The organism is Haloplanus natans DSM 17983 (assembly GCF_000427685.1).
Classification (GTDB): Archaea; Halobacteriota; Halobacteria; order Halobacteriales; family Haloferacaceae; genus Haloplanus; species Haloplanus natans.
The window spans coordinates 2,560,989-2,584,097 of record NZ_KE386573.1 but is presented as its reverse complement, the minus strand read 5'-3'; the positions used below and the strand labels follow the sequence as shown (position 1 = coordinate 2,584,097).

Here is a 23,109-nt window from a genome sequence, read left to right as displayed (position 1 = left end):
GGAAAGAGGTTGCCTGGGGAATATAATTCCCGACCGTAGTTGTTTTTCAGGTTTCCTTTGATAGCAGGTTGTTTTCTCGGATTGCAGCGAGGTTGTTTTCGAACGTGGTCTTGTTCATCCCGGTTATCTCCGCCAACTCGGTGTGCCTAAGCGTGTAGTCGACGTCGGTTTCCTCGACCGCTGCTTCGAGACAGGCTCCGGCAATCGCTACTTTGCTTCGAGACAATCCGCCTTGTCTCTGTATAGTCTTGCAGTACTGCTCTGCTAGTTCCACGACTTCGCTGTCTTCTTCGATTTGATCGATTTGAGAGACAAGATAGGATAGATGCTCGTGGCTTCGGACGAAGAATAATTCAGCGTCGATATGTTTCCTCAGCTTCTTCACTGTCTTCTTGACCTGCCGTTTCAAATCCTTCTCCGTGTACTTGACCGATCTCTGGTTGAGGATGTGACGATCGGAAAGCAGCTCGGATAGAATCATTTTCTGGGTCCGTGGTTCGTCGTTAAGTCTTGAAGCGATGTGGAGAGAAGCAGGCGGCAAGTGATCTTCTTCGACCTCGAGCTGGTCTCTGTATTTGTCGATGAGCTCAGCTGCCTTGTCCAGGGTTTCCTCACTAACTTCAAGTTCTGCACCGAGTTGGGATATTTTCCTCAGTAAGTCGCCTTCTTCACCGGGATTCTCGTTGTAGTTGTCGACGAATTTCTCAAGTTCAGTGACTGAGATCGGGATTCACCTCTTCGAAGTCTTCACCGATGTTCTCTGGTTGCTGCATCCGTTCTCTCAAGTATTTGATGTTGAAGTGGAATGCCAGGGAGAGAGGGATGGTCAACGCCAGTACTTGAGGCCTGAACAGGAGACCGATATGAAAGAAACTGGGGTAAGAAAAGGAAGCAAGAAGAGAGATGAGAAGGTTGACCGTGAGAAAGGCCTCACCGGTTCCCTTCGCTAAGGAGAAGAGTCGTTCCTTCACTGCTTACCACACTCGCGTTTGATGATGGTGTGTACGGTTTCTCCGTTTTGGAAGTTGTCTGGGATCTGCGCAGAGATGAAGGAGTTGTGGTGCTCTTTCATTCCATCGTTTCTTGTATTTATATGATGTTTCTTCGCCTCCCTTGATGTGTACACTGCTTCTTCCAGCGGGCATTCTGTGCAGATCACGTCGTGATGGGTGTCGTAGTACAGATTGCAGTACTTGAACGGGCCGTAGACCTCGTATAGGGTTTCTCCATCCTCTTTGATCTCCTTGACCCGCTCCCCATCTTTCAATGCGTGTTCCTCGAGTTGGTTCCAGACAACCTGGTACTCTTCTTCATTCTCCGAGGCCTCAGATCCGAACAGTACCTGTGTCGCTTCAGGTATCGAAATTGCATCACAGTCCTTCCGGTACTCTTGGAACACTTTCAGGACCCCGGCCTCTACGCTGAGATCCTCGTCGTTCCTCAGTTCTTCAAGACTGTACCGTCCGCCGTTGTCACTAAAATCCGGTCGATCACTGTCACTGCTTTCTTCAGGTTCTGATGGTTCTGCTTCTTCCGAAATCTGTGTTTCAGGGCTGTTGTCTTCCCTCACCTCTGTGACGGTCTCTGATTCAGGTTTACTACTGACTGTGGAGTCCTGGTGGCCTTCACCTTCGGTTTCTCCGTCGTCCCTTTCTGCAATCTCATATAGACCGTCTTCCTTCGTTATCTCGTCTTCGAGAGTCCAAGCCAGCCTATTGTGGATTTCTTGGTACTCTTTCGAACCGGAATCTGCCTTGTGTCCGAATAGTTCCTCACTGATTTCCTCTACTGATATCGGCTGATTCTTTTCGATGACGTCTTTGATCAGCTTCGCTCTATTGTCTGTGTCAAGATTTTGGAATACGTCTATAGAGTAGGAGCCTTCACTCTCGGTTTCTTCCTCTTCCTCTTCGTCGACGTCGTCTTCTGACTCCGAGCTGTCCTCCGTTCTTTCCCTGTCTTCAGTGTCTTCTTGCTCAGGTGAGTCCTCGAAGGCCTCTTCAGAGAAGGCATACAGTGAACTGCGGCCATCTTTCTCTGTCAATAACTCATCTCTGAATGTTTGAATGGCATTGTGAAGCGCTTTGTAGGCTGGTTTGTCCCAGTCTGGTTTGTAGCCAAGAATCTCGTTGCAGATAGCTTCAAAATCGACAGGCTGCTTTTCCCGGATAACCGGTCTAACCCTTTCAGCCCGTTTATCCCGGGACATCTCCATGATCTCTTCCTCCGTAAATCGGCCTTCTACCGACTCCTCTGCAGTGGTTTCCTCGTCGACGTCGTCCTCCTCATCTACTGTTTCCGAAGATTTTTGTTCTTCCCTTTCTGAGGTTCTCTGCCTCAAGGCCTCTAACTCGTTGTCGACAGAAGTGGCGTACTCGTCGACGTCCTCGATGTATTCTTCTAAGGCCGTTACTTGTTCACGGAGCTCTGCAAGGTGATGAGGTATGTCGTCTGGTAGATCCTCTACTTTGTCATCCAGTTTCTGCACCGTGTCCCTCAACTCGGTGATTTGGCCGTCATCGTCTCCGCCGACCGCGTCCTCAACCTGGTCAATCCTCTGGGTGAGATCTTGAAGATTCTCCTCGACCTCACTGATGTGTTCATCCAGTTGATTAACCCAGCCGAGAAGATCCTCGTCCTCTCCGGTAGTGTCTTGATCTACCGATCGGGAAAGAAGGCTTTCAGTCTCGAAGTCTTGGCGGCGAGCAAGCAGTTCGAGATTCGCCAATACTGTTTCCAGGTCTTCCTTTTGCCTCACCTGGATCTCGGCGTCAAGGCCTTGAGGTACGTGGATCTCGATAGAAGCTGGTTCAGTAGATTTTGAGGGTTGAGAAGAAACAGTGTTTTTGATGTTTTCATGATTATCTGACAATCGTGGATCACCTGTGAATAGTGTAGTAGTGAGAAAGTGCTGAGGGCCGGGATCTCATGTTTTCACCCATAACTTGGCCTGGGCAACTGAGTCAGTATCCTCTTTTTCCACCTTGATCTTTCCCTCCTCTTCGAGCTGATCTCTAAGCTTGGACAAGGCCATCTTGAGGGAGTTCTCTGACCAGCTATATGTGTCTGAGTCGAGCTCGTCTGTAGCTAGTTTCCTGTTGTAGATTTCTCCGTCATTTTCCTCGAGTAGGGTGAGTACATCTTCTCTCAGTTGATCGATCTTGTCACTCCTGAAGTCTTTGAGCTCGGTCATCTTATTGTCATATTTCACATGCTTCTTTTTATTTTTAGGGGGGAAATTGACCTGGGTTATAGCTATAAAGAAACCTTATAGCTATAAGGTAAATCGACGAAGCATCCGAATCAAGAAATTCGGAAAGAAGCCAGCTCTCACACCAACTTGTTCGCTTTTGTCTAGAAAACCGAATAGAGATAAAAACGTCACCCACTAAATAAGACTATATGGCAGAGGCCTCCCGACAACAAAGGATACTCACAAAACAGGAGATAACCGCCCTCCTCACTGCTTGTACAGACAAATTCGATAGAATGCTGATCAAGACCTGCTTAGGGCACGGTCTGCGAAACGAGGAAACAGTAACCCTCCAACAAAAACACGTCAACTTCGGCAACACCGGAGTAGATATTGAACGAGAGAACACGAAATCGCCAGCGGGAGTTCGATTCGTTCCAACACTCAATTCTCTCGGAGACATCCCTGTACAAGAAGACTTCATCAACTGGGTTAACTGTCGTACAGAGAACCCGGATGACTACGTTTTCCCCAGTCCAAGAACTGACTCCCATATCTCAACCAAGTACTTTCAGGACCTGATGAGAGATCTTGCCTGGGAGAACGGGTTCTATCCTCAACTCGACTCGAAAGAAGAGATCACTGAAGAGGTCCCAGAACCGAAGCGTGTGAGGCCTCACGCACTGCGGCACACCTACGGCACAAGGATGTATGAGAACGGCGTTCCGCCGAAGGAGCTCTCGGACACGATGGGACACAAAGAGATGCAGACTACTATGGATCTCTATGCTCACCTCGCTAATGAGAAAAATCGTGACGTGCTGAATGAGGCGGCTAAGAACTGGGACTGAGGTATTCTATGATGCCGATCTGGCTTTACAGCTAACATTTAAAAACAGCTAGTGGTAAGTTACTGTTAGAAGAAGTCTCCTGGAACCGATCGGTATCTCACCGCTTCGGTGGTGACAGGAGCACATTCTGAAGGCCTCACACCTTTTACCTGCCTCCCAGCACCCTGGTCATAGTGGGGAGCCAGCTTTCCTCTCCCTCCCGCACTTCACGAACAAGGGACCTGAGGCATGGCAGGAAGGTGTTTCAGGCCTTTAGTTCTACACGCCCTGCTCTGTGAGACGAATATCGGGAGATTGTACAGCTGCAATGACGTAAGGTAAGGTAGAACCTGCCGCAGCTTGGCGCTCCTATCATCCAATCACTCTCTGATTTGATTCCAGAGGCGCAAAGTCTCACGGAGAACTAGGGCAGGGACAGAGCCCTAAAGTAGCGAAAATCTGTGGCTGTAAGCAGGATCACTTCCTGCCTGTCTTCTTTTGCAGATTCCTCCAGGGGAGCTGCTTCAACAGGAACATAGTTCGCACGGAGTCTTTCGTAAGGTGCGCTCTGAATACTGCCGAGAACCGGCGTGCGTAGACACCTTGTCCTCTAACAGGGGACAAGGGTGGGCAGACACCTCACCCTCGTTGAAGCACTGGGTTCCCCTGAGCCCTGCAATCCTTTACGCCCCTGTAGCTCAACCGGGTTAGAGCGCACAGTTCAGCTTATGTCGGGTGCTGGAAGCGGAGCCGGACTCCTGGATTAAAAGCCAGAGAAACGGCCAACAAGCGAGAAGGCTAGTAGACCTCTAAGCAAATGCTGTGGAGCGGTTTGTAGCCGCACTGTTCTGGGTTCAAGTCCCAGCAGGGGCTTTTCAGCCGGATACGGATGGAAGCCGGAGCCGGACGTGACCTACGTCCGGCTGTTACATATTTCAGCGGTAGGTAGCTCAGATAGGCCAGAGCAGGTTTGCGTTGATGGCCTGAGTACAATGCTCGCCCGTAAGGGTTCAAAGCCTGTGCCGTGAGGCACTACGGTGAGAAGCAACGGAAAAGGCCTGAGCTTACCTTGTCGATGGTTCGAATCCATCCCTACCGCCTCTACGAGTGTGATGTATAATCGAAAACGACCTACCTGATTTGGACCGTGAGGAGCTGCTTCGCCGGCTCCCAGAAATCCGTAAAATCGAAGACGAAAAACTGAGGGATCAGGTTATCGACGTATTCCTGAATCATTCTCCGTCGTATTTCTGGTGGTGCCCTGCTTCTTCTTCTGGAAATCATCATCCGCCGGATACCCGAGGCAAGCATGGGTTGTGGATCCACAGCTGTAGGGCTTTCTCTGCGTTTGAGGATTTGGCTCGGACAGAGGTAGAGATGGAACGCATCGACGAAGATGAGGTTGACTATGGACGTGCCGCAATCCTTCTACATGATATCTTCAAACAAGGCCATTACCCGCGAGACGAACACCATACGAAGAGCGATCACGACAGGATCGCATCCGAATACCTCGGCAGGAATACCGAGTTGCCGGACGAAGTACTGGGCTTGATTGACAGCCACAACGGAAACTGGGGTGAGGGAAAAGCTCCGGAAACCGTGTTGGAACGAGTGCATCACCGGGCGGACTACATCGTCTCCAGAAGAGTGTGTCATTACGAGATCGCGGATCCGTGTGAGGAACTGCAGCAGGTTATCCGCGGTAGGAAGACTGAGGAAGAACAGGAAATCCTCAGCAGGGTTTCAGCCCTGAGTACAGCAACGGAGGCATCTGACTTCGTCGACGAGTTCTCTCTTCCTAATGTAGGTAGTGTAGATCCCGGTGAACTCTCGAAGGCGGTCAGTTTCATCGCGAACGGAGGTGAGCAGTAACGGTGTCGGTTCAGATGACGAGCATCAACGCCTACTACGACTTGAAGGAGGAGGGTAAGATCTCGGATAGGCAGGGATTGGCGTTTATGGCTGTCCGCAACTTCTACGAGGAGAAGGGTTATTGGCCGACTCCGAAGGAGGTTCATGCCTTTCTCGCTGTCGAGCAAGGTCACGAGTTGGCGCAGTTTGAAGGCCCGAACTTGGTTAAGCCCCGTATCACTGAACTGTTGAAAGATCCGGAGGATGACTGGCCAGATCTCTTGGAGAAGAAATCTGAGAGCCGTGATCAGGAGTACATTGAGGAGTTGCTGGATGATTATGAGTCGAAGAAGGCGACCCCGGTGAAGATTGCTGAGGACTGGCTGGACAGGCAAGGAACTGCAGACACCGAGGGATTAGATGATGTCGACGACGTCGAGGACCCTGCAGAGGTTGATGGAGAAGGTGAGACTGGTTCTGACCGCGGCGACAGCGAAGAAGAAGAAGACGTCGACGATGGGAACGAGGAGTCCATAATCATCCCTTCCACCGGTGGAGAAGACAACGCCGAGAACGACAGCTGCGGCGATCAGGAAACTGATTCCTCCTCGAAAACAGGTTCAGAGACAGGGGGCAGTGATTCTGCCAACGCCGGCGAAGTAATCTACGGCAACAAAGAAGACGAGGACGACGAGACTTATACCGAAAACGAAGAAGAGGAGGATGAGGCCTCTACCAGCGAAGGAGACCGTGAGTCGATGACGATGGACGGCGTCGAGTACGTCAAAAACGAGGACGGTGTCTGGATCAGTCAGGACGAAGACGTGGATGACTTGCTGTTCCCGCCCGACGTCGATGAAGACGAATACCGTGAAAACAAGGATGAGGAAAACATCTCGGAAAGTCTCGACAAAAACCAAGGAGAGGAGGGCAGCGAAAAACAAGGAAAGCAGCCTTCACTAAACGAGATATAGGTGTCTCACGATCTCTTTCCACGTCGAACATCCGGAGCGACTCGCTCATTCTAAATTCTGTACTGAAGTTGGGAAGGGTACTTTCTGACTTCGGCACCTGGCTCGACAACCAACAAAACAACGCCTCCTGCAGCCTCTCCAAAGCCAAATTCACACAAGCCTGCCAATGCGAACCAAGTCCTACTCTTACCGAAGAGGCAGGTAATATAAGAAGTCAGGCCGCCACCAACAAATGCAGCTGGGCTACAGAAAGCCCCCTCAAGTGCGAAGAAGTTTGCTAAAAATACCCCTTAATTAAATTTTTGGCATTCCTGTTACTGCCTCTCCATCTTTGATATCCTTAACTGCTGCATCGTCTTTCCCTATTGCTGTGACTACTCTGCTTCCATCGTCTCTGTTGACTGTTTGGTAGCCTCCACCGATGTTTCCGTCTTCTAAGTAAGCTTGGGCAAATGCCGCATCACCGGCGTTATCGAACACCCATGCAGACTGCAAGGCTCCCCGTTCTACATCTAAAGTTGAAGCTCCAAGCGAAGGTCCATACTTATCGTCAAAACCAGTAATATAGTCAAAATCTGGATCTACAGACATCCCAAAGCTATCTTGGACGTCTAATGCTTGTTGGGCGGCCTGCATATCCTCAGTAAAGATATCAGTTCCATAACTTTCTAACGTATCTTCAAGAGTATTTCTGAGGACCTCAGTAGTAGTTTCTAGACCGGCATAATCAAATGTGAAGGCGTGTCTGTTTTCGCCAAGTGCGTGGACTGAGCCCTTAATCGGATTGAAGTAGACATCAAATCCATTCACAGAACCTTCCTGTCTGTAGCCAGATTCCTCAAGGCCTTGAGCCACATCTTCCTCCGAGACACCCCCGGGCAACTGGTCCACACGCAGAGTCCTTCTATCTCCACTAAAGAATGTTTGTCTAAAGCTCTCTGGTACTTCCTCCCTAGAATATGGAACCCTATCAAAAACTTGGTTACTGGGACCTGTAACTCTTAATGCACCATATTTTTCTTTTAGCTGTTGGGGACTATAAGTATCAAAAATAATTCCATTACCTTGGCCTTGTGTTGGCTGTTCCTGTACCCAGTTGTGGGCCATTTCTGTGATGTCGGCGTGTTCGGCTTCAGGTGTGGGTGTTGCTGTCGGTGTGGAACGCGGGGTTAAGGCCTCTGTCTCTGTAGCAGTACGTTCAGAACCACCGTTGTTTCCACCCGTACAGCCTGCAAGGCCTGTAATGCATATGACGCCACTGAGGCCTTTGAGCACTTGACGCCTCTGTAGATTACAGGGATCCAACGAGTTCTCTGTCACAGCGAAGTTGTGATATCCCAGTTGCAAGTAGGTTATGCAGTACCACGTTGCAGAGAAAACCTGAGACCGCCGCTTTCCTACTACCAGAAGATCTTCCGTAGAATCCAGAACAGTGCAGCCAAGGTGAAAAAGAAACCGTAGTTCCAGACACCGACATTCAACACCCCATTTGTACACCGGCAGCCACACCACGCCGAAGAACTGTTTCTCGACTGTTGAGGTGGCCTCGATGCAGATCCCCGATCGAATCAGAAACACCGTTGACATCACCGACCTTGTTACGAGAATCCGGATCACTGCAGAAACCATCGAACTCAAGGCCTGACGTCATCATGTGGATATAGAGAAAGTAACGCCAAGACCAGGACCAGGCTCACCAGTTTTCCCATCTACATTCCCTGCATCGCAGTGTTTAGAACTCTGTTCCCGGTACGGACGATTATCAAGGCGAGGAAGAATATGACTCCGTACTGGTTGAGGAAGGATTCCAAGCTGAACTGCAGCTGCGGTATTTCACCAAGCCCCCAGAAAACGGCGAGGTAGGCTCCGAAGACAGCGAATGTCACGAAGGCCTCGAAGATGAAGAGGGCCGTCCATTCGTTCTCCAATACTCCTTCCAGCATAACACCTATTCACCTTCTACTATTTTTAAAACACGAGGTCCGGTTACTGGTTTTTCCTGCGAGACTCTTTGAAGTCCTCTGGGTCAACTTTCGAGTAACGTTCAAGACCTGCCTTGCCAGGGCTTTGACTGCGGTACACCGTTACAATAAGCCAGATATCATCCTCCGGCTCATAATCTGTGACGACTACCGTTTTCTGATGTATGAACAGGAGCGTGTCTTCTTCCCTGTCGTAGAACTGGTTGCCCTTTCTTCTGTGAACCCATTTCTCTATGATGGATTCGGGGAGTTTGCATCTGGATTTCTCACTGCCGTCAACTCTCTCGAAAGCGTGGTCTGTGAACTCTACGTCTGTAATACCGGTTTCACCTTATAGTTTAGAAATAGTATTCGAGTATTTTTGAAACACTGGGAGGGCCTCGTCTAGAATTTGTACTGGACGATTTCTCCGCATCCGCATTCAGGGCACTTCTCAGTGTCTTGTTCAAGGGTTTTGCCGCAGCGCCGGCACTCGAATAAATCGTTGTTTGAAGGCCTCAGAACCCGCTTCACTTCTTCCAGTAAAGAGAGGCTCACTGTGGGTGGACGACTTCGCTGCAGTTGGGGCATTCTGTCCAGGCTTCTTGCTCTCCTTCCCCGGTTTCGTACCTGATGAGGGTGTGGCGGGGAAGTATCTCCTCGTTGCATAATGGGCAGAATCCGAGGCGAGATGATTTCTGAGCAGCCATGGTTAGCCTCCCTGTAAACCAGGGGGGATGTGTGTGACACTTTGAGGGCAAGGGGGAATCGCCCTCTAACAAAGCCTGATGACTGGCACACCCATATACCTCACCCAACCACAGTGAAAGTAGAGCTTGGAAACGATCACACTACGAGAGCCACATCCCATTGAAAAGCCCGACGTACACCTAACAGAGTCGTACTTGAGAATCATTCCTGACCGATTAGATATGCATCTAACTCAGGATCGTCTAAATCATTCGAAGACTGTAAATAGATTTTCCTGCTGCTGACCGCATCAAGTCCATCTGCCCAGTTATCTGCCTCACTCTCAGAATCGAACTCCCGTCTTCTGGAACGGTTCTCGGTGTAAATCTGCTTGAATAACTTCCCCCCTGGTTCGATAGCTGAGGTCTTGATCTCCACCACGAACATACAGCAGTAAAATAGCCTATCTAATGAAATACTGGCGACTGCCTATCTCTTCCAGCAAAAGGGAATGAGCGGGGGAATGCCCAGTACTACGGATTTAAACACCGTGACGGATTATCAGGCACTAACAGCTGAATAATGCAGGTCGTAAGCACAATGGGGACCGGAACTCTCGGTCGAGAAATCGACTTAGAGGCTCTCGTCGACGAACTCGAGGATCAGCTGGATAATGTTGATGCGAACTTTCAGTCATCTAGTATGGTCACAATCCGGCTAAAAGAAAACGGGCCTGCATACACCGTTTATCGGACAGGATCTTTTCAGATACGAGGGGCGGAGAGTGAGGACTCACTGCAGAGTGCGTTGGATGAGTTCCGAGAACACCTGGCTGATATTGGAGTGGAATCTCCGGACCTCCAGTTTGAACTCTCCACGCTGGTCTGTATGGAGGACCTCGGGCAAGAACTTGATTTGGAGACACTGGCAGTTGCGCTCGGATTGGACCATATCGAATACGAGCCTGAGCAGTTCCCTGGCCTAGTTTTCCGGCCTGAAGGACATCAGATTACTATGCTACTCTTTGCAAGTGGAAAAGTGATTATCGGAGGTGCGGAGAAGCGAGGTCAGGCTCAAGCAGGTGTAGAATACTTGAAGGAAGAGCTTAGTGAATTGAATCTACCTGGTTCATGAACCGGCTTCGCCAGTGACATCACCGTACAGAGCCTCAGCCTGATGGACGATAGGATCTACGAGTGGGTCGTAGTCCTCGTGGGAAAATCCGTTCTTCCGGAGCAGACCTTTCACCCGGATTTTCAGTTTCGATCTCATGGCTTTCCGGTTGGTCCAGTCAATATTGACGTTCTCCTTCAGCATCTCGCACAGCTCTTCAGCGATTTCACTGAGCTTTTCCTCCGGTATTTCGGATTCTGTGTTGGAGCTGATGGCGTCGTAGAAAGCAAGTTCCTCCTCAGTCAATCCGAGGCGTTCTTTCCGCCGGTCTTCTTGCTGCAGTTCATCCGCGTAATTCCGCAGTTCCTCGATAACCTCGTCAGTCGTCAGGAACTGGTTGTTGTACTCATTAAGGGTATCCTCCAGTTCTTCTTCGAAGGATTCGTACTTTGCCAAGTTCTGTTGCTTCCGAGTCGAAATCTCGTTCTTCAACAGCGACTCAAGCATTTTAGCTTGGAGTTCAGGCTCTTCGACCCGGTCAACATCGGATAGGAAATCTTCGCTGACAATCGGCTCCTCAGATTTCCACTTGTCAAAGCCCGCCACAGAGACGACATCGTCTGCAGTGACGCCTTCCGCAATCAGCTTCTTCATCGCTGAGTCCATATTCTCATCTCGGCGGCTGCCTTCCGCTTCAAGCGACCGGAGGCTGTCTCTCACCGATTCAAAGAATAGGAGGTCGGACCGGACTTTGTTAGCAGCTTCGTGCGGGGTGACGAGGGCGAAAGCACGCCTCAATTCAGCGACAGCCTGCATGAAGTTCTCTTGCTTCTCTTCGGTCTCGATCACTTCGCTCTCCGCACGGTGAATCAGCCGAGTCAATTTTACCTCACTGAGGTCCTGCCAGCCTTCGTAGTCGACGTTCGAGAGATACTGGGAGACTTGGTGGTGCTTCTGTTCCATTACGTCCACGGCAGTTTCGACATCCACCATTGCGGTATCTTGGATATCTGCCGTGTACTTGTCCAAGGCTCGGCGCAGGTCCTCGGCGATACCGATGTAGTCGACCACCAAGCCACCGGGCTTGTCTTTGTAGACCCGGTTGACCCGTCCGATTGTCTGCAGCAGGTTGTGGTTCTTCATCGGACGGTCGATGTACAGGGTGTGGAGTGGAGGGCAGTCGAACCCGGTGGTCCACTTATCGCAGACTACGACGATTTTCAGTGAGTCGTCCGGGTTTTTGAACCGGCGTTTCAGTTCGCCTTCTGGCGGCGGATCATCAAGGTATTCTTCAGGTTCAGAGATTACGACTTCGACCTCCGGAGCCTCCGGCTGCTCCTCGATGTACCGCTTGTATTTTACTGCGGCTTTCCGGCTGATGGCGACAACCATCGCCTTTCCCTCGATTTCCCGGTTGTTGTAGTGCTCGACGATGTCTTCGGAGAGGCGCTCTAATCGGTCGTCAGCGTTCTCGATGATTCTGCGAAGGTTCGTCCACTTCTCAACAAGCTCATCTTCCAAGTCCTCTGACCCTGAGTCCAGTAGTTCTCGAACTGACTCGCTGATTGCATCTTTGTTGAGCTGGAGCTTTGCGAAACGCGACTCGTAGTAGATCGGGACGGTAGATCCGTCCTGTTCCGACCGGTCGATAGTATATTCACTGACGTGATTTCCGAAGGTGGTTCGGGTAGCTTTGTCGCCTTCGTGGATCGGGGTAGCGGTGAATCCGAGGAACGAAGCGTTCGGAAGTGCTTGGCGCAGATTCAAACCAAGCTGCTCTGTCTGTGACCGGTGGGCTTCGTCAGCCATGACGATGATGTCATCGCGCTCGTTTACCACGGGATAATCCCGTTCGTCGTCCTTGGTCTGGAACTTCTGGATAGTGGTGAATACCAGGCCACCTGCTTTCCGGTCTAACTGGTCTCGAAGATCTTCGATGCTGTCCGCCCAGTCCACGTTGTAACCGGCATCGCTGAACGTGTGAACTATCTGCTCATCCAGATCGTTCCGGTCGGTTACGATTACGAAGGTCGGGTTTCCGAAATCCTCGCTACGGCGGATCTTCCGGACAAAATACACCATTGACAGGGATTTTCCGGATCCCTGTGTGTGCCAGTAGACTCCTGCCCTGCCGAGTTCACTGCCCATCGTCTCTTTCGCGCTTTCAACGGCTTCACGGACTCCGTAGAACTGATGGTACCCGGCAAGGATCTTCGCCAGCTGGCCGTCCTTCTTGCTGAAGACAACGAAGTTCTCGATCAGATCTAGAAGACGTTCTTTCCCGAATACGCCACGAAGTAGGACTTCTTCCTCGGAGTAATCCGGGTTGTCACCTTCCTCCTCAATGTACCGCCACGGTCTGTACCATTCCCAGCCTGCTTTGAGGCCTCCGACCAACGCCTCGTTCATCGACATCAGGCCGATGACTTCGTTGTACCGCAGGAGATTGGGGATATCGTTCCAGTACCGGTTGTTGACTTGGTCGTAGGCGTTTTCCAGGGTAGCTTTCGGGTCGGTCGGGTTCTTGAACTCTAAGACGCCAATAGGCAGCCCGTTGATGAAGACAACCATGTCGGGCCGGCGACGAGGATTCTCACCGAGTTGAACGGTGAACTGCGTGGTGATCAGCCAGTCGTTGGTTTCCGGGTTGTCAAAGTCTATCGGGTTGACGAACCGCCCGACTTGCTCTCCATTTTGCTCGTACTCTACCTGGACGCCGTCTACCAATTGCTTGTGAAGCCGCTGGTTGTCTTCCAGTAGGTTCGGGGACTGTGTACTGGTGAGCTGAGTGACTGCCTCTTCCAACCCTCTTCGGGGAATGTCAGGGTTGATTCTTCGGAGATTTTCTTCAAGACGTTCCAGAAGGACGACATCAGAGGTAGAGGTCCGCTCTTCCGCCAAGTCCGCTGGAGAGGCGTACTCGTAGCCAATATCTTGGAGAAGATCTATAGCCGGTTTTTCGGCCAGTTGGAGTTCGTCAAGACCCATTATTATAACCCCTCAACAGAACGACTTGTGCTTTATTCATCGACCCGTACTTGGCCCGATAACAATTTTGGCAACAAGGTATCTCGGATTTCTTCGAGCAGGTCGCACTCAATCAACAGTGAATATATGTAGTCATATCCTGGGGACGCCACTTTAGCAAAGTTTTCTTGGGCCTTTTTTTCCGGGAGCGGTATCTCGATTTGATTGAGGTCCCGCTGACTTATTTCTGGGTAAGTGCTACCAGTTGCTAACTGCTCAATCTCCTTTCGATGACCCTTAACCAGTTCTAATAATACTTCAGGGACAATCGATTCATCCGGATTCATACATATAAATCCCTGATTTGTCGCCATAGGCTCTTTATTAATAACCACTTCTCCAACATTCTTACCTCGACTGTATAATAAAGTGGAATCTTTTGGCATCACTTTTGCAGATGTGTTGGCTAACCCATCTTCGGTGAGTTTTCTCTCGGTATCGTAGACAACACTTGTATCCAGTCCTGTCACTTCTTTGGGCGTGAGCCATTTGACCTCACCTTCCCAATACTCCAAGTTATCTGTGTCTGGCGTTCCGCCTCCTGTTGTGTCACAAATCTCACTAAACTCTACTCGTGAAGAGTTCGCAGTTTCAGAAATAGACTGATAGACTACCTCTATCATATTTTCTACAGTACTACCAACCGCTCTATTCATCTCAACTTTATCGTCAAGGGCAGACAACACCTTAGCAATTTCCCGCTGGACCGGAACAGAAGGTACTGGAACCTCGATATCTTTGAACGATTTCATCGTAATGGTGTCAAAGACTGTACCGTAAGATACCGCTTGGACCTGCCCGAATACATACTGCCAAGCGTAATACAGATAGTCATCCAATAGTTGTTCGTTAGTGTCCAGAGCGTAGCAGGTCTGATTGAAAGCCATAGGTTTCCCAAGTTGCGCAACCCGGCCCATGGTCGCCCCTCGAGCGATGACAACGACAGTTCCATCAGGAAGGATTTTCGCGTTACTGGCCTCCTTACCAGCTTCGGTCATATTTTCCTCAGTATCGTAGATATGTCTTGTTTTAGACTGTGAGATATCTTTGGCGCTAGCCCACTGTATATCACCGCCCCAATACTGGTCTTCACTTCGTTTAGGTGTCTTACCGAGTACAGGCTCAATCAGCTCGGAGAGAGGCCGCATCTCCCAACGCTCATTTCCTGGTTCATATATGTCGCTCACCTCGGCTGATTCTGCTTCGTCAACGAGAGTTTCCAAATCTTTCTCAGTCATCAGAACCCCAAATCCTCAATATTCGCTTCGATTTCTTCCTGAAGCGCGTTCGACCTCTGGAACTGCTCACGGAGCTCAGCCGACAGTTCTTCCATTTTTACTTCGTACGGGACTTCGTTGCCCGATTCACGTTCAATTCCTACGTACCGTCCAGGAGTTATTATATAGTCGTTATCTGCGATCTCCTCCGTCGTTGCCACCTTGCAGAATCCCGTTTCGTCTTCATAATCACCTACGCTATCTTCACCTCGGTACGCTCGTACGGTATCAGCTATAGCTTGGATGTGCTCCTCAGTTAAGCGGTTCTGCGTCCGATCAATTGACTCATAGAGATCCTTTGCGTTGATGAATAGCGTTTCCTCCGCGCGGTTCCGGTATCTGTCGGAGTCCTTTCCCTTGCTAAGTATCCAGAGGCAAACGGGAATCGAGGTTGTGTAAAACAACTCACCTGGAAGTGCGATGACGGCATCTAAGAGGTCACCGTTTTTAATTAGTTCTTCACGGATTTCCCCTTCTTTACCTTGAACGGTCATAGATCCGTTCGCCATGACTGTGCCAGCCATGCCGTCTTCGTCAAGGTGAGAAACCATATGCTGGATGAAGGCGAAGTTCGCGTTACTGGAAGGCGGCATTCCATACTCAAACCGCGGATCTTCATCAGAGACAGTCTCTTTCCCCCATTCGCTCATGTTGAACGGCGGGTTCGTGATTATTTTGTCAGCACTGAGATTACCGAACTTATCGTCCCGGATACTGTCTCCGCGTTGGATGTTACCATCAATACCTCTAAGATACAAGTTCATCTTACAGATACGCCAAGTGGCTTCGTTGACCTCTTGACCGTAGATAGAGATCTGGTCTTCGTCGCCACCCTTTCGTTCTAAGAATTTGTGGCTCTGGACAAACATCCCACCAGAACCGCAGAACGGGTCAAAGATACGGCCTTCAAACGGTTCCAAAATCTCGACGAGTAACTCGACGACGTGCTTGGGGGTGTAGAACTCTCCGCCACGGTGTCCCTCCTCACGGGCAAACTCCTTGATGAAGTACTCATAAACCCGTCCGAAGACGTCCTCGTCCTGCGTATCTTGACCGTTTCCGAGGTCCAGTTCAGAAAAATCATTTAGAAGTCCTTCGAGAGTGTCCTGTGGGATCCGTGAGTACCGCTTCGGCAGCATCCCGTCTAAGCGGTCCGGGTTTTTGTCCTCCATTGCTCTCATTGCGTCGTCGATCTGGGAGCCTATGTCAGGGTGGGTAGCACGGCCAACGAGGGTGTCCCAGCGGGCCTCCTCGGGGACGTAGAAGACTTTCTCTGCACGGTAGGCGTCAATGTCTTCCAGGATGAACTTACGCTCCTGATCGTCATCACCGCAGTAGTACGTCGAGTCCTCATCATGCGTGAGCTCTCGCAGTTCCTCTCGACGCTCCTCGAATGCGTCCGACATGTACTTGAGGAAGAGGAGGCCGAGGACGATGTGCTTGTACTCGGCTGACTCTACGGGGCCACGGAGGCCCTCGGCAGACTGCCAGAGGCTTTTCTCGAACTCATCGGATTCCCCGTTAATACTCATTATTTTAGCACCTCATGATCGCCACTTCAAGTTTGCTGGTTGCCGGTTCTGCTGCCGATTTCACGCCGAGATTGTGTAGTTCGATCATATTTTCGGACACCTCTGAATCGCGGTTTACTCGTGCGAGGTCCACTGCAGGTACAAACGCCCCACGTCGGTTACGTAGACGTGTTTCGTTCTCCCCTCCATTTCTGTTTCGACTAGGCCCTTCTCCTCCAGCTGGCTGACATGGTAACTGATTTTCTGGGATGACTCGCTCAGTTCCTCACCGATCTCTCGGAGTATCACGCCTTTCCGTCCCTCCTCATCCCACCTACCGAGTGTTTCCAGAACATCGAGTTGCAGCCCCTCTATCTCGAAATTCAACGGCTGGGTAGGTGAGGGGAGCTTCTGTACCAGTTCGTCAATTGATTCTTCTCCGGTCTGGGGTTCCAGAACGTAGTAGGGAGTTGCCCCGATGAAGAAAGCGGAGGCAGTGGCTGCTCCAGCCATCAGGTTTGTACCGCCTGTAATGTTCACGTAGATCTCCTGGTCAGGGTTTTTTCTCGCCACACTCACGACCGCATCGACTACATCTCGAAGGTCGAACGCGTCTATGAGGTCTATTTCGACGTTGTATCCGAACTCACTGAGCTCTTCTGCGAGCTCATCCCCGACTGACCGGAATTTCTCGCTGGTCAGTAGCTGGACGTGGTCGGCAGACCCATGGGCTTGTAGTCCTCGCTTGATGTGGACTGTCGTTTCTCCGTGAGGGACTATGTGCAGGCTCATTATCTGTTGCTTTCAACGAATTTCCGAACCCGGTTGTTGTTCTCGATGACCGGTGTGAGACTGCTGAAGGGTTCGTCGTTGTGGTTGTACTGTTGCTCTGCTTTCAGGATGACCACGTCTCCCTCTGAGGGGAAGTATTCGACGTACTGGGGCTCTATTCTGATGCTTTTGCCTGCTTCTCCTTCTTGGAATGAGGTGACGTATCCGACCCGGCCTTCTACGTGGTCGACGAATCCGATATGGAAGTCGTGGTTGTCGTCGAGAAGACGCCGGCGGTCTTCGTATGTATCCTCGTCTAAGTCCAGGATCCGTCCCCAGGTCCGGATGACTCCTTCTAGAGCGTTCCAGATGAGGAGGAGTGAACTCAGGAGTACGGGATCGGCCTGTTGGTCAGGTGATGGGAGGTCCTTCGGGTGGGCGATCTCGTCTTCGCGGTACTCGTTCAGGTTCTCCAAGGCGAACGTGTATGAAATGTCAATTTCCTCGTCGAGGAGCACCGTTGAGTACGTTTTGAACCAGCGGAATGCGTTGACCACGTTGTCTTCGTTCCGGATCTCTCCGCCGACTTCTCGCTGTAGCTTCTCCCGGTAGCCCTGTTCATCAGCGAGACCCAGGAAGACATACCGAAGATAGTTGTACAGCTGCGCGGTGTTAAACCGGTCCTGGAACGAAGCTCGCGTAGACTGTTCTACCCAGCCGAAGTACTCGTCTATCTTCTGGTAGACGTCGTCATCGCTCTCGACGTCTATCCGAGGTTCGATGATGTCTGCCAGCAGATCGAAGCACTTGTCGATCTGCTCTTCGATCATTTCCTCGTTGGTCGGCGGGGCGGAGGACTGGCTCATATTTATTCACCTCCGAAGAGACCTTCGAGATCATCCTGGAGCTGTGCCTGCTCTTGTTCCAAGTCAGCGATTTTTTCCAGTCGCTTCCGGATCGACTCTGCTTTATCCTGAATCTCCGCTTCCGAGAACTCAGGCACCAGCAGCTCCCGCAACCGTCTAATGGGGATATGTTGTACTGTCGCCCCGCCTTGCATCGATTCCAGCTGGTTTCTGGCCAGTTCGGTATCCAGGAAGTGGGCGTATACCAGTGCTTCCTCCTCTGTACGGAAGCGGACGACAGCCCACATCGAGCTTGGAGCTATCTCTCTTTCGGGATGGTGGATGTGAATCTTTGCTCCAGTGGCCGAGACTAGGACGTCTGTCTCGTCCGCTCTCACGATGTTGTCGCTGACATCGACAAACTCGGAGTACGTCTCCTGCTGGATATCGCGGATATTAACGTATGGAAGCCGGTGATCGCTGTCTTCCTCAAATACCTGATCCGGCTTCTTGGTGCCGCCACGGATTTCCTTAGCGACATCCTGGATCTCTTCCACCTTGTCGTACTGCTGCTGTAGTTTGCGGCTTGTCTTGTCCATCTGGATGATTTCACTGGGGAGATAGGATCCCCCTTCCAGCCTGCGCAGCTCCAGTGTATCGGCCTTGCCGAGTCGGATGTCGTCTATGATTGCTGGGATTTTCTGTTCCGGATCTTCGTCACTGTTGACGATGGCGTAAGAGATCTCGTCGCTTGGTGAGGATGGTTCGTTTGCTATTTGCAGTATTACTGTAGAGATCCCAGTATGGTCATAGATCGGGGCGTCGATCTCGATCAGAGATTCTATCGTGTACTCTGTACGGAGGGTCTCTCGGAAGTCAGAACTCCTTCTCTTGTACAGTTTCCCGACTGGGAGTATGACTGTTAGTCGGCCGCCGGGTTTGAGCCGTTCCAGTGAGTCCAGAACGAATTTTTCGTCGCCGTTGCGTGCGGGGGTCCCGTCCGGCTTCTCGTAATGTAGGTTGAATGGTGGATCGATGAAGACCTGGTCAAACTCTGTCGGCAAGCTGTGATCTACCTGTGAGAGTTTCAGGTAGTCGCCTGCCGTGTAGGAGACGTTAGTGCCGAACAGTTCGTTGAGGAAGATGGCGCTGTTCACGGCATTAATATTGATTTCGACCCCGTGTGCGTCTGCACCTCGGGCACTGGCTTCTCGGAGAATGTTTCCGTACCCTGCGGCTGGATCGAGGACAACGTCTCCTTCACCGGTCTCTGATAGGTCGAGAAAGGCTTTGCTCAGCCATAGAGGAGTGGTTTTAGGCGCACCTCTTTGTGACTGGTCTTCGAGTAGAACAAATGCTTCGGCGAGTTTCGGCGGAGTTTTGTCTAAATCGATGCCGTAGAATGTGTTCAAAACCTGTTTCTGGAGCTCGACATCGTGCTGATGGCGTTGAGGTTGAAACGGCGGGTATTTTTGCTCAATCAGTTCGTCTATTTCCGTCAGGTCTTCCTCGGAGAGGTTGTCGATATCCAGATTGTAGTTGTGTCGTTCAGCAGCCAGCTTTCGGAAAAGACTGTGGTAAAGTTGGCTCTCAATGTCTCTACCGATCTTCCCTCTGAAGTAATCGGCAAGCCGCCAGAACTTCATCTGGATTTCTTCCGCAGATTCTAAGATACGCCGTTCCTGGCCCTCATCACTGGGGAATCCAGCGAGTTCTCGCTCCACCTGTTCCCCGTCCTCCCCTGGAATAAGTTTGAAGACGTATTCGAAAGACTCGGAGACCAGTGCGCCGTATGGTGCCCCGGAGTGATTCATCAGACGGCGGAGCTCTTTCAAATCTTCTCGCTCCCTGTGTTCCGAAATAACTGTGCTGCATTCAACGACTACAAAGAACTCGTCCAGATCTTCATCCAAGACGGCGAGGTCAGGACGGAAGCTCAGCTGCCCCTCGATAAACGGCTCAAGTACAACTCGATCCTCTCCGTAGATGTCTGTGAGCTCGTCGTAGGTGTCCTGAACGAGTTCCTGCTCGTGCATACCTTCCTGTTCCGATGATGACTACAAAGAAGTTTGCTTGGACAGTCAAAAACGAGTTTATACTTATGAAATATCTGATATTTATTGCAGAGGGTTTTCCAGTAACATCACCAGTGTATAAGTCGATAACACCGGAACGGGGTAGACAGCTAAGATGGTAGAGGTCGTCAACGTTGTTTCTTCTGGCTCTCTGAGAGTGGAACTTGAGTTGGAAGCTGTTGCCCAAGAACTTGACGACATTGTTGATTATGACCCTGAGAAATACCCGGGGGCATACGTTCGATTAGAGAACACTGAACCTCTCATCACACTCTACCGCACAGGCAAATACATCATTACAGGTTCATCCTCCAAACAGCAAGCTGTAGAAACAAGGAATAGATTCCTCTCAGCTCTCCACGACCACGGAGTCCTCCCTTCTGCTGAAGATGATTGGTTCTCTATCCAAAATTATGTCTGTGTCGCAGATCTAGATGAACCAATCAACCTGTCCGCTCTCACAATCGGTCTGGGATTGGAGAAAAGTGAGTATGAACCCGAGCAATTTCCTGGACTTGTATATCGCCCGACTGAATACGATTGTGTACTACTGATTTTCGGCTCTGGAAAGACCGTGATAACCGGTGCAAAATCCATTGAACAGGCAGAATCAGCCTTTGAGGGCTTGAAATCCGAACTCGAATCTATCTTGTAAAAAGCATCACCGGCTCTACCGGCTTTTATCGTCACCCGGTATATTCATCCTCTTCAGATTCTCTTTTCGGTACATCTCCACTATGAACACGAAATATCCTATTATGATTGAGAAGAGGCCTAAACCAGGCTCACCTCTGACAATTGCATAGATCCCGGTGAGCTTCCAGAGAGCAAAATATGTAACGTGGAAGCCGGGATCCGAACTCAGCTGCTACCACCTTCTGCACGTCTCTTCTTCTGTCCGAGGCGGATCATCGAGATAGTGTCGATATAGCCGCAGTTGCTGCAGACAACTTTCACCCAGTCAACGTTAGGCCTCTCAACAGGGTTGATGTAGAGATCTGTCCCGCAGTCGGTACAGTCAGGACCGAAATCATTCATAGAGATACACCTCGTCAAGGCCTGTAGCATTGTACTCGACCCTGGCACTGGCAACGTAGCTGTAGTTGCCTTGGGTCTGCGAGCACTCGAACTCGTACTGATCAACGAAGGTATCGTTAGAAACGCTACTGCAGGATACTCCGTAGAATTGTTCTACGGCCTTCTTCGACTCCGTGTAATTGAAGTCGTCCGGCATCACCGAGCGTGGATGAGACCCTTGAACTGAGCTGTAGAGCGCACCACCTACTACCCCTACGGCAATAAGCATCCATCCGTACCTGAAAAATAGTTCCAGAGGTGTTGGTTTCCGTCCGATTCCGAGGTCACCGCCTTCTGTATGGTGATTTGATCTTGTCCTTTTTGAAACATGTACCCGAACAGTACTCCTCCCTGTGATCGGGAACTGAGTTCCTGCACTTCGTCCTTTTACACTGCACCTTGATCACCTCCGAAAAGCCGTGTCTTCCACGCCTTGGCGGCTTCAATGTTCTCCAAGAGTTCATCCCTGGTCGGAGACCGGTCGAACCAGATCGGGTCAAAACCTCGAGCAAGTATGACACTGACCAAGATAGGGAGGCCTGCAACGTTCCACAGCGTACCGATCAGAGGCAGCCAGAGTTGTGTGAAGTTCCCGACTGAGATCCAAGCGAAGTACAATACAGCGAACTCCGCACCTGCAGGAACCTGATCATACGCGTAGTATCCGACCAGTACTGCGATCGGGATGGTAGCCAAAGCCAATGGTACGTGGCCCAGAGCCGGGCCTAAGTAGCCTATCATTGTGTAACCGGCTTCCATCTCCCAGCTGTACTGTTTTGCTAAGAGAAATGTGCTGGCGATGTCCGCAGTCTTCACGACCAACATCAATACGAGGTACCGTGTTTTCGACTCTACAAACCAGTTCAGCACTGAGAGTTCTCACCTCCTCGATTCTGTACTCTACTTAATGCTATGTCGAGCTCAGCTAAGGCGAAGCCGGGAATCAACACGGTCAACAGGAAGATTCCGAAGAGGTAGCTGAAGGCCCAGAGCAGGATACTGCCTGTTACTTCGTAATCTGTCTCTGCAGTCTCATCCATCAGATTGTACAAGGCCTTCACATCGTCGACGAAACCCTCCCAGAAGATCTGAAGTAGATCTGCAATTGCCACTACGGAGTATCACCTCTACTGGTGAAGTCGGAAAGCTGGGTTTCACGGATCTCGTCGAAATCTATGTCCGGCGTATCCGCCTGTTGATTCTCCTCGGTGTCTTCCTGAATCTCTTTTTCGTCGACGTTGTCCTCGGGTTCTTCGCTGACTTCCTGGTCGTATGGATTGGTCCACTGATCGTCGTCGAGCTCGTGGACTGACCCGCCGAAGGCGCTGCCTTCCGTGGCCCAGACCGTGTGGTAGTCTTGGGTCAAGGAGTCTCCGTGGACGACGTATCCGTCCATGTTGAAGAACGTCAAGTTGAGAGCGGCCATCTTCGCACACGTTGAGTCTTTGTCGACGGCGTAGAACTCGCCCTGCGTTCCTTCTGGTAGTTGTTTCGCGGCGGAGATCAAGAGGCGTCCGCTTCCCGCAGCCGGATCCAATACACTGTAGGGATCTTCCCTACCTGGGTCTGGGTCTTCGTCGATGACCATCTCCGCATTCATGTCGGACAGGTTGTGCGGAGTGAAGTGCTGGCCGAAGTGATCACTGCTATTCCCGAGTTCCTCGTAGACGACGCCGAGGACATCGTGGTTAGCGGATTCGGAGGCGTTCAAGAGTTCATCGAAGGCCTCACTGTACAGCTGGGCCTCTTTCTCGCCGTACTTGTCCATCACGTCGAGGTAGGATTCGTCGTCTCTCTGCAAGGCGTACAGCGACAGATCGAGGAAATCCTCGAATACTTGGTGACGGCTGTATCCGCCGATGAACTGGATCTCTTCCAGTTTGTCGACGACGGGCTCGGCGGCCTCCTTGT

The 23,109-nt window shown here is 50.9% G+C and carries 25 protein-coding genes and 1 tRNA gene; 8 read left to right on the top strand and 18 right to left on the bottom strand.

Annotation, left to right across the window (positions count from 1 at the left end):
* Window positions 1–46: 46 nt before the first annotated feature.
* A complete protein-coding gene (locus tag HALNA_RS15465) occupies window positions 47–481 on the bottom strand; it encodes a hypothetical protein (protein ID WP_049937239.1) in 435 nt (144 codons plus the stop codon).
* A gap of 232 nt (window positions 482–713) precedes the next feature.
* Between HALNA_RS15465 and HALNA_RS20240 the strand changes: the two genes are divergently transcribed.
* Window positions 714–950, top strand: coding sequence for a hypothetical protein (locus HALNA_RS20240; RefSeq protein WP_157573581.1), 237 nt, complete (start codon window positions 714–716; stop codon window positions 948–950).
* Between the two features lie 17 nt (window positions 951–967).
* Here HALNA_RS20240 and HALNA_RS15455 read toward each other — a convergent pair whose 3' ends face one another.
* Together HALNA_RS15455 and HALNA_RS15445 are read right to left on the bottom strand one after the other, a co-directional pair.
* On the bottom strand, window positions 968–2,872 hold the full coding sequence (locus HALNA_RS15455; protein WP_157573580.1) for a hypothetical protein: 1,905 nt from the start codon (window positions 2,870–2,872) through the stop codon (window positions 968–970).
* Between the two features lie 54 nt (window positions 2,873–2,926).
* Window positions 2,927–3,193: a hypothetical protein gene (locus HALNA_RS15445; RefSeq protein WP_049937235.1), complete on the bottom strand. Its 267-nt coding sequence runs from the start codon at window positions 3,191–3,193 to the stop codon at window positions 2,927–2,929.
* A gap of 209 nt (window positions 3,194–3,402) precedes the next feature.
* Here HALNA_RS15445 and HALNA_RS15440 point away from each other — a divergent pair, with 209 nt between their 5' ends.
* The 4 genes from HALNA_RS15440 (at window position 3,403) to HALNA_RS15425 (ending at window position 6,851) form a co-directional block, all read left to right on the top strand.
* Entirely contained in the window at window positions 3,403–4,044 is a 642-nt protein-coding gene (locus HALNA_RS15440; protein ID WP_049937234.1) for a tyrosine-type recombinase/integrase, read from the top strand.
* 666 nt (window positions 4,045–4,710) lie between these two features.
* A tRNA-Thr gene (locus HALNA_RS20235) sits at window positions 4,711–4,896 on the top strand.
* A gap of 267 nt (window positions 4,897–5,163) precedes the next feature.
* Window positions 5,164–5,898, top strand: a complete 735-nt coding sequence (locus tag HALNA_RS15430) for an HD domain-containing protein (protein WP_169719051.1) — start codon at window positions 5,164–5,166, stop codon at window positions 5,896–5,898.
* A gap of 14 nt (window positions 5,899–5,912) precedes the next feature.
* The gene (locus HALNA_RS15425) at window positions 5,913–6,851 is read left to right on the top strand and encodes a hypothetical protein (RefSeq protein WP_157573579.1); all 939 of its coding nucleotides are present in this window, start codon (window positions 5,913–5,915) and stop codon (window positions 6,849–6,851) included.
* Window positions 6,852–7,145: 294 nt separating this feature from the next.
* Here HALNA_RS15425 and HALNA_RS20230 read toward each other — a convergent pair whose 3' ends face one another.
* Window positions 7,146–8,171 carry a hypothetical protein gene (locus HALNA_RS20230; RefSeq protein WP_157573578.1) on the bottom strand — a complete coding sequence of 342 codons (1,026 nt, stop codon included), beginning with the start codon at window positions 8,169–8,171 and terminating at the stop codon, window positions 7,146–7,148.
* A gap of 389 nt (window positions 8,172–8,560) precedes the next feature.
* Window positions 8,561–8,794, bottom strand: coding sequence for a hypothetical protein (locus HALNA_RS15420; protein WP_049937231.1), 234 nt, complete (start codon window positions 8,792–8,794; stop codon window positions 8,561–8,563).
* A 199-nt stretch (window positions 8,795–8,993) separates the two neighbouring features.
* Between HALNA_RS15420 and HALNA_RS20225 the strand changes: the two genes are divergently transcribed.
* Window positions 8,994–9,170, top strand: a complete 177-nt coding sequence (locus tag HALNA_RS20225; protein ID WP_157573577.1) for a hypothetical protein — start codon at window positions 8,994–8,996, stop codon at window positions 9,168–9,170.
* A 196-nt stretch (window positions 9,171–9,366) separates the two neighbouring features.
* Here HALNA_RS20225 and HALNA_RS21785 read toward each other — a convergent pair whose 3' ends face one another.
* On the bottom strand, window positions 9,367–9,522 hold the full coding sequence (locus HALNA_RS21785; RefSeq protein WP_449404870.1) for a DUF7837 family putative zinc-binding protein: 156 nt from the start codon (window positions 9,520–9,522) through the stop codon (window positions 9,367–9,369).
* 202 nt (window positions 9,523–9,724) lie between these two features.
* Entirely contained in the window at window positions 9,725–9,949 is a 225-nt protein-coding gene (locus HALNA_RS15415; protein ID WP_049937230.1) for a hypothetical protein, read from the bottom strand.
* A gap of 135 nt (window positions 9,950–10,084) precedes the next feature.
* On the opposite strand from HALNA_RS15415, the gene HALNA_RS15410 reads away from it, so the two are divergent.
* Entirely contained in the window at window positions 10,085–10,636 is a 552-nt protein-coding gene (locus tag HALNA_RS15410; RefSeq protein ID WP_049937229.1) for a TATA-box-binding protein, read from the top strand.
* Here HALNA_RS15410 and HALNA_RS15405 read toward each other — a convergent pair.
* The 6 genes from HALNA_RS15405 to HALNA_RS15385 form a co-directional block, all read right to left on the bottom strand.
* Window positions 10,631–13,603 carry a type I restriction endonuclease subunit R gene (locus HALNA_RS15405; RefSeq protein WP_084510079.1) on the bottom strand — a complete coding sequence of 991 codons (2,973 nt, stop codon included), beginning with the start codon at window positions 13,601–13,603 and terminating at the stop codon, window positions 10,631–10,633. The two genes, HALNA_RS15410 and HALNA_RS15405, sit on opposite strands and share 6 nt — an antisense overlap.
* Before the next feature lie 32 nt (window positions 13,604–13,635).
* Entirely contained in the window at window positions 13,636–14,880 is a 1,245-nt protein-coding gene (locus HALNA_RS19480; protein ID WP_084510077.1) for a restriction endonuclease subunit S, read from the bottom strand.
* Window positions 14,880–16,451 carry a type I restriction-modification system subunit M gene (locus HALNA_RS15400; protein ID WP_049937228.1) on the bottom strand — a complete coding sequence of 524 codons (1,572 nt, stop codon included), beginning with the start codon at window positions 16,449–16,451 and terminating at the stop codon, window positions 14,880–14,882. Before HALNA_RS15400 ends, HALNA_RS19480 begins: the two co-directional genes overlap by 1 nt.
* Before the next feature lie 114 nt (window positions 16,452–16,565).
* A complete protein-coding gene (locus HALNA_RS15395; protein WP_049937227.1) occupies window positions 16,566–17,222 on the bottom strand; it encodes an HFX_2341 family transcriptional regulator domain-containing protein in 657 nt (218 codons plus the stop codon).
* Complete coding sequence (locus tag HALNA_RS15390; protein ID WP_049937226.1) at window positions 17,222–18,067, bottom strand: hypothetical protein; 846 nt, start codon at window positions 18,065–18,067, stop codon at window positions 17,222–17,224. Before HALNA_RS15390 ends, HALNA_RS15395 begins: the two co-directional genes overlap by 1 nt.
* A 2-nt stretch (window positions 18,068–18,069) precedes the next feature.
* Window positions 18,070–20,082, bottom strand: a complete 2,013-nt coding sequence (locus HALNA_RS15385) for an N-6 DNA methylase (protein ID WP_049937225.1) — start codon at window positions 20,080–20,082, stop codon at window positions 18,070–18,072.
* A 154-nt stretch (window positions 20,083–20,236) separates the two neighbouring features.
* Here HALNA_RS15385 and HALNA_RS19475 point away from each other — a divergent pair, with 154 nt between their 5' ends.
* Window positions 20,237–20,776 carry a TATA-box-binding protein gene (locus tag HALNA_RS19475; RefSeq protein WP_084510075.1) on the top strand — a complete coding sequence of 180 codons (540 nt, stop codon included), beginning with the start codon at window positions 20,237–20,239 and terminating at the stop codon, window positions 20,774–20,776.
* A gap of 206 nt (window positions 20,777–20,982) precedes the next feature.
* On the opposite strand, the gene HALNA_RS20220 is transcribed toward HALNA_RS19475, so the two are convergent.
* The 5 genes from HALNA_RS20220 to HALNA_RS19470 all read right to left on the bottom strand — a co-directional run bounded on the left by HALNA_RS20220 (window position 20,983) and on the right by HALNA_RS19470 (window position 22,999).
* Complete coding sequence (locus tag HALNA_RS20220) at window positions 20,983–21,159, bottom strand: hypothetical protein (RefSeq protein ID WP_157573576.1); 177 nt, start codon at window positions 21,157–21,159, stop codon at window positions 20,983–20,985.
* On the bottom strand, window positions 21,152–21,355 hold the full coding sequence (locus HALNA_RS15380) for a hypothetical protein (RefSeq protein WP_049937224.1): 204 nt from the start codon (window positions 21,353–21,355) through the stop codon (window positions 21,152–21,154). Before HALNA_RS15380 ends, HALNA_RS20220 begins: the two co-directional genes overlap by 8 nt.
* A 230-nt stretch (window positions 21,356–21,585) precedes the next feature.
* Complete coding sequence (locus HALNA_RS15375) at window positions 21,586–22,023, bottom strand: hypothetical protein (protein WP_049937223.1); 438 nt, start codon at window positions 22,021–22,023, stop codon at window positions 21,586–21,588.
* 38 nt (window positions 22,024–22,061) lie between these two features.
* A complete protein-coding gene (locus tag HALNA_RS15370) occupies window positions 22,062–22,310 on the bottom strand; it encodes a hypothetical protein (RefSeq protein WP_049937222.1) in 249 nt (82 codons plus the stop codon).
* Complete coding sequence (locus tag HALNA_RS19470) at window positions 22,310–22,999, bottom strand: N-6 DNA methylase (RefSeq protein WP_084510073.1); 690 nt, start codon at window positions 22,997–22,999, stop codon at window positions 22,310–22,312. Before HALNA_RS19470 ends, HALNA_RS15370 begins: the two co-directional genes overlap by 1 nt.
* Between the last annotated feature and the right edge of the window lie 110 nt (window positions 23,000–23,109).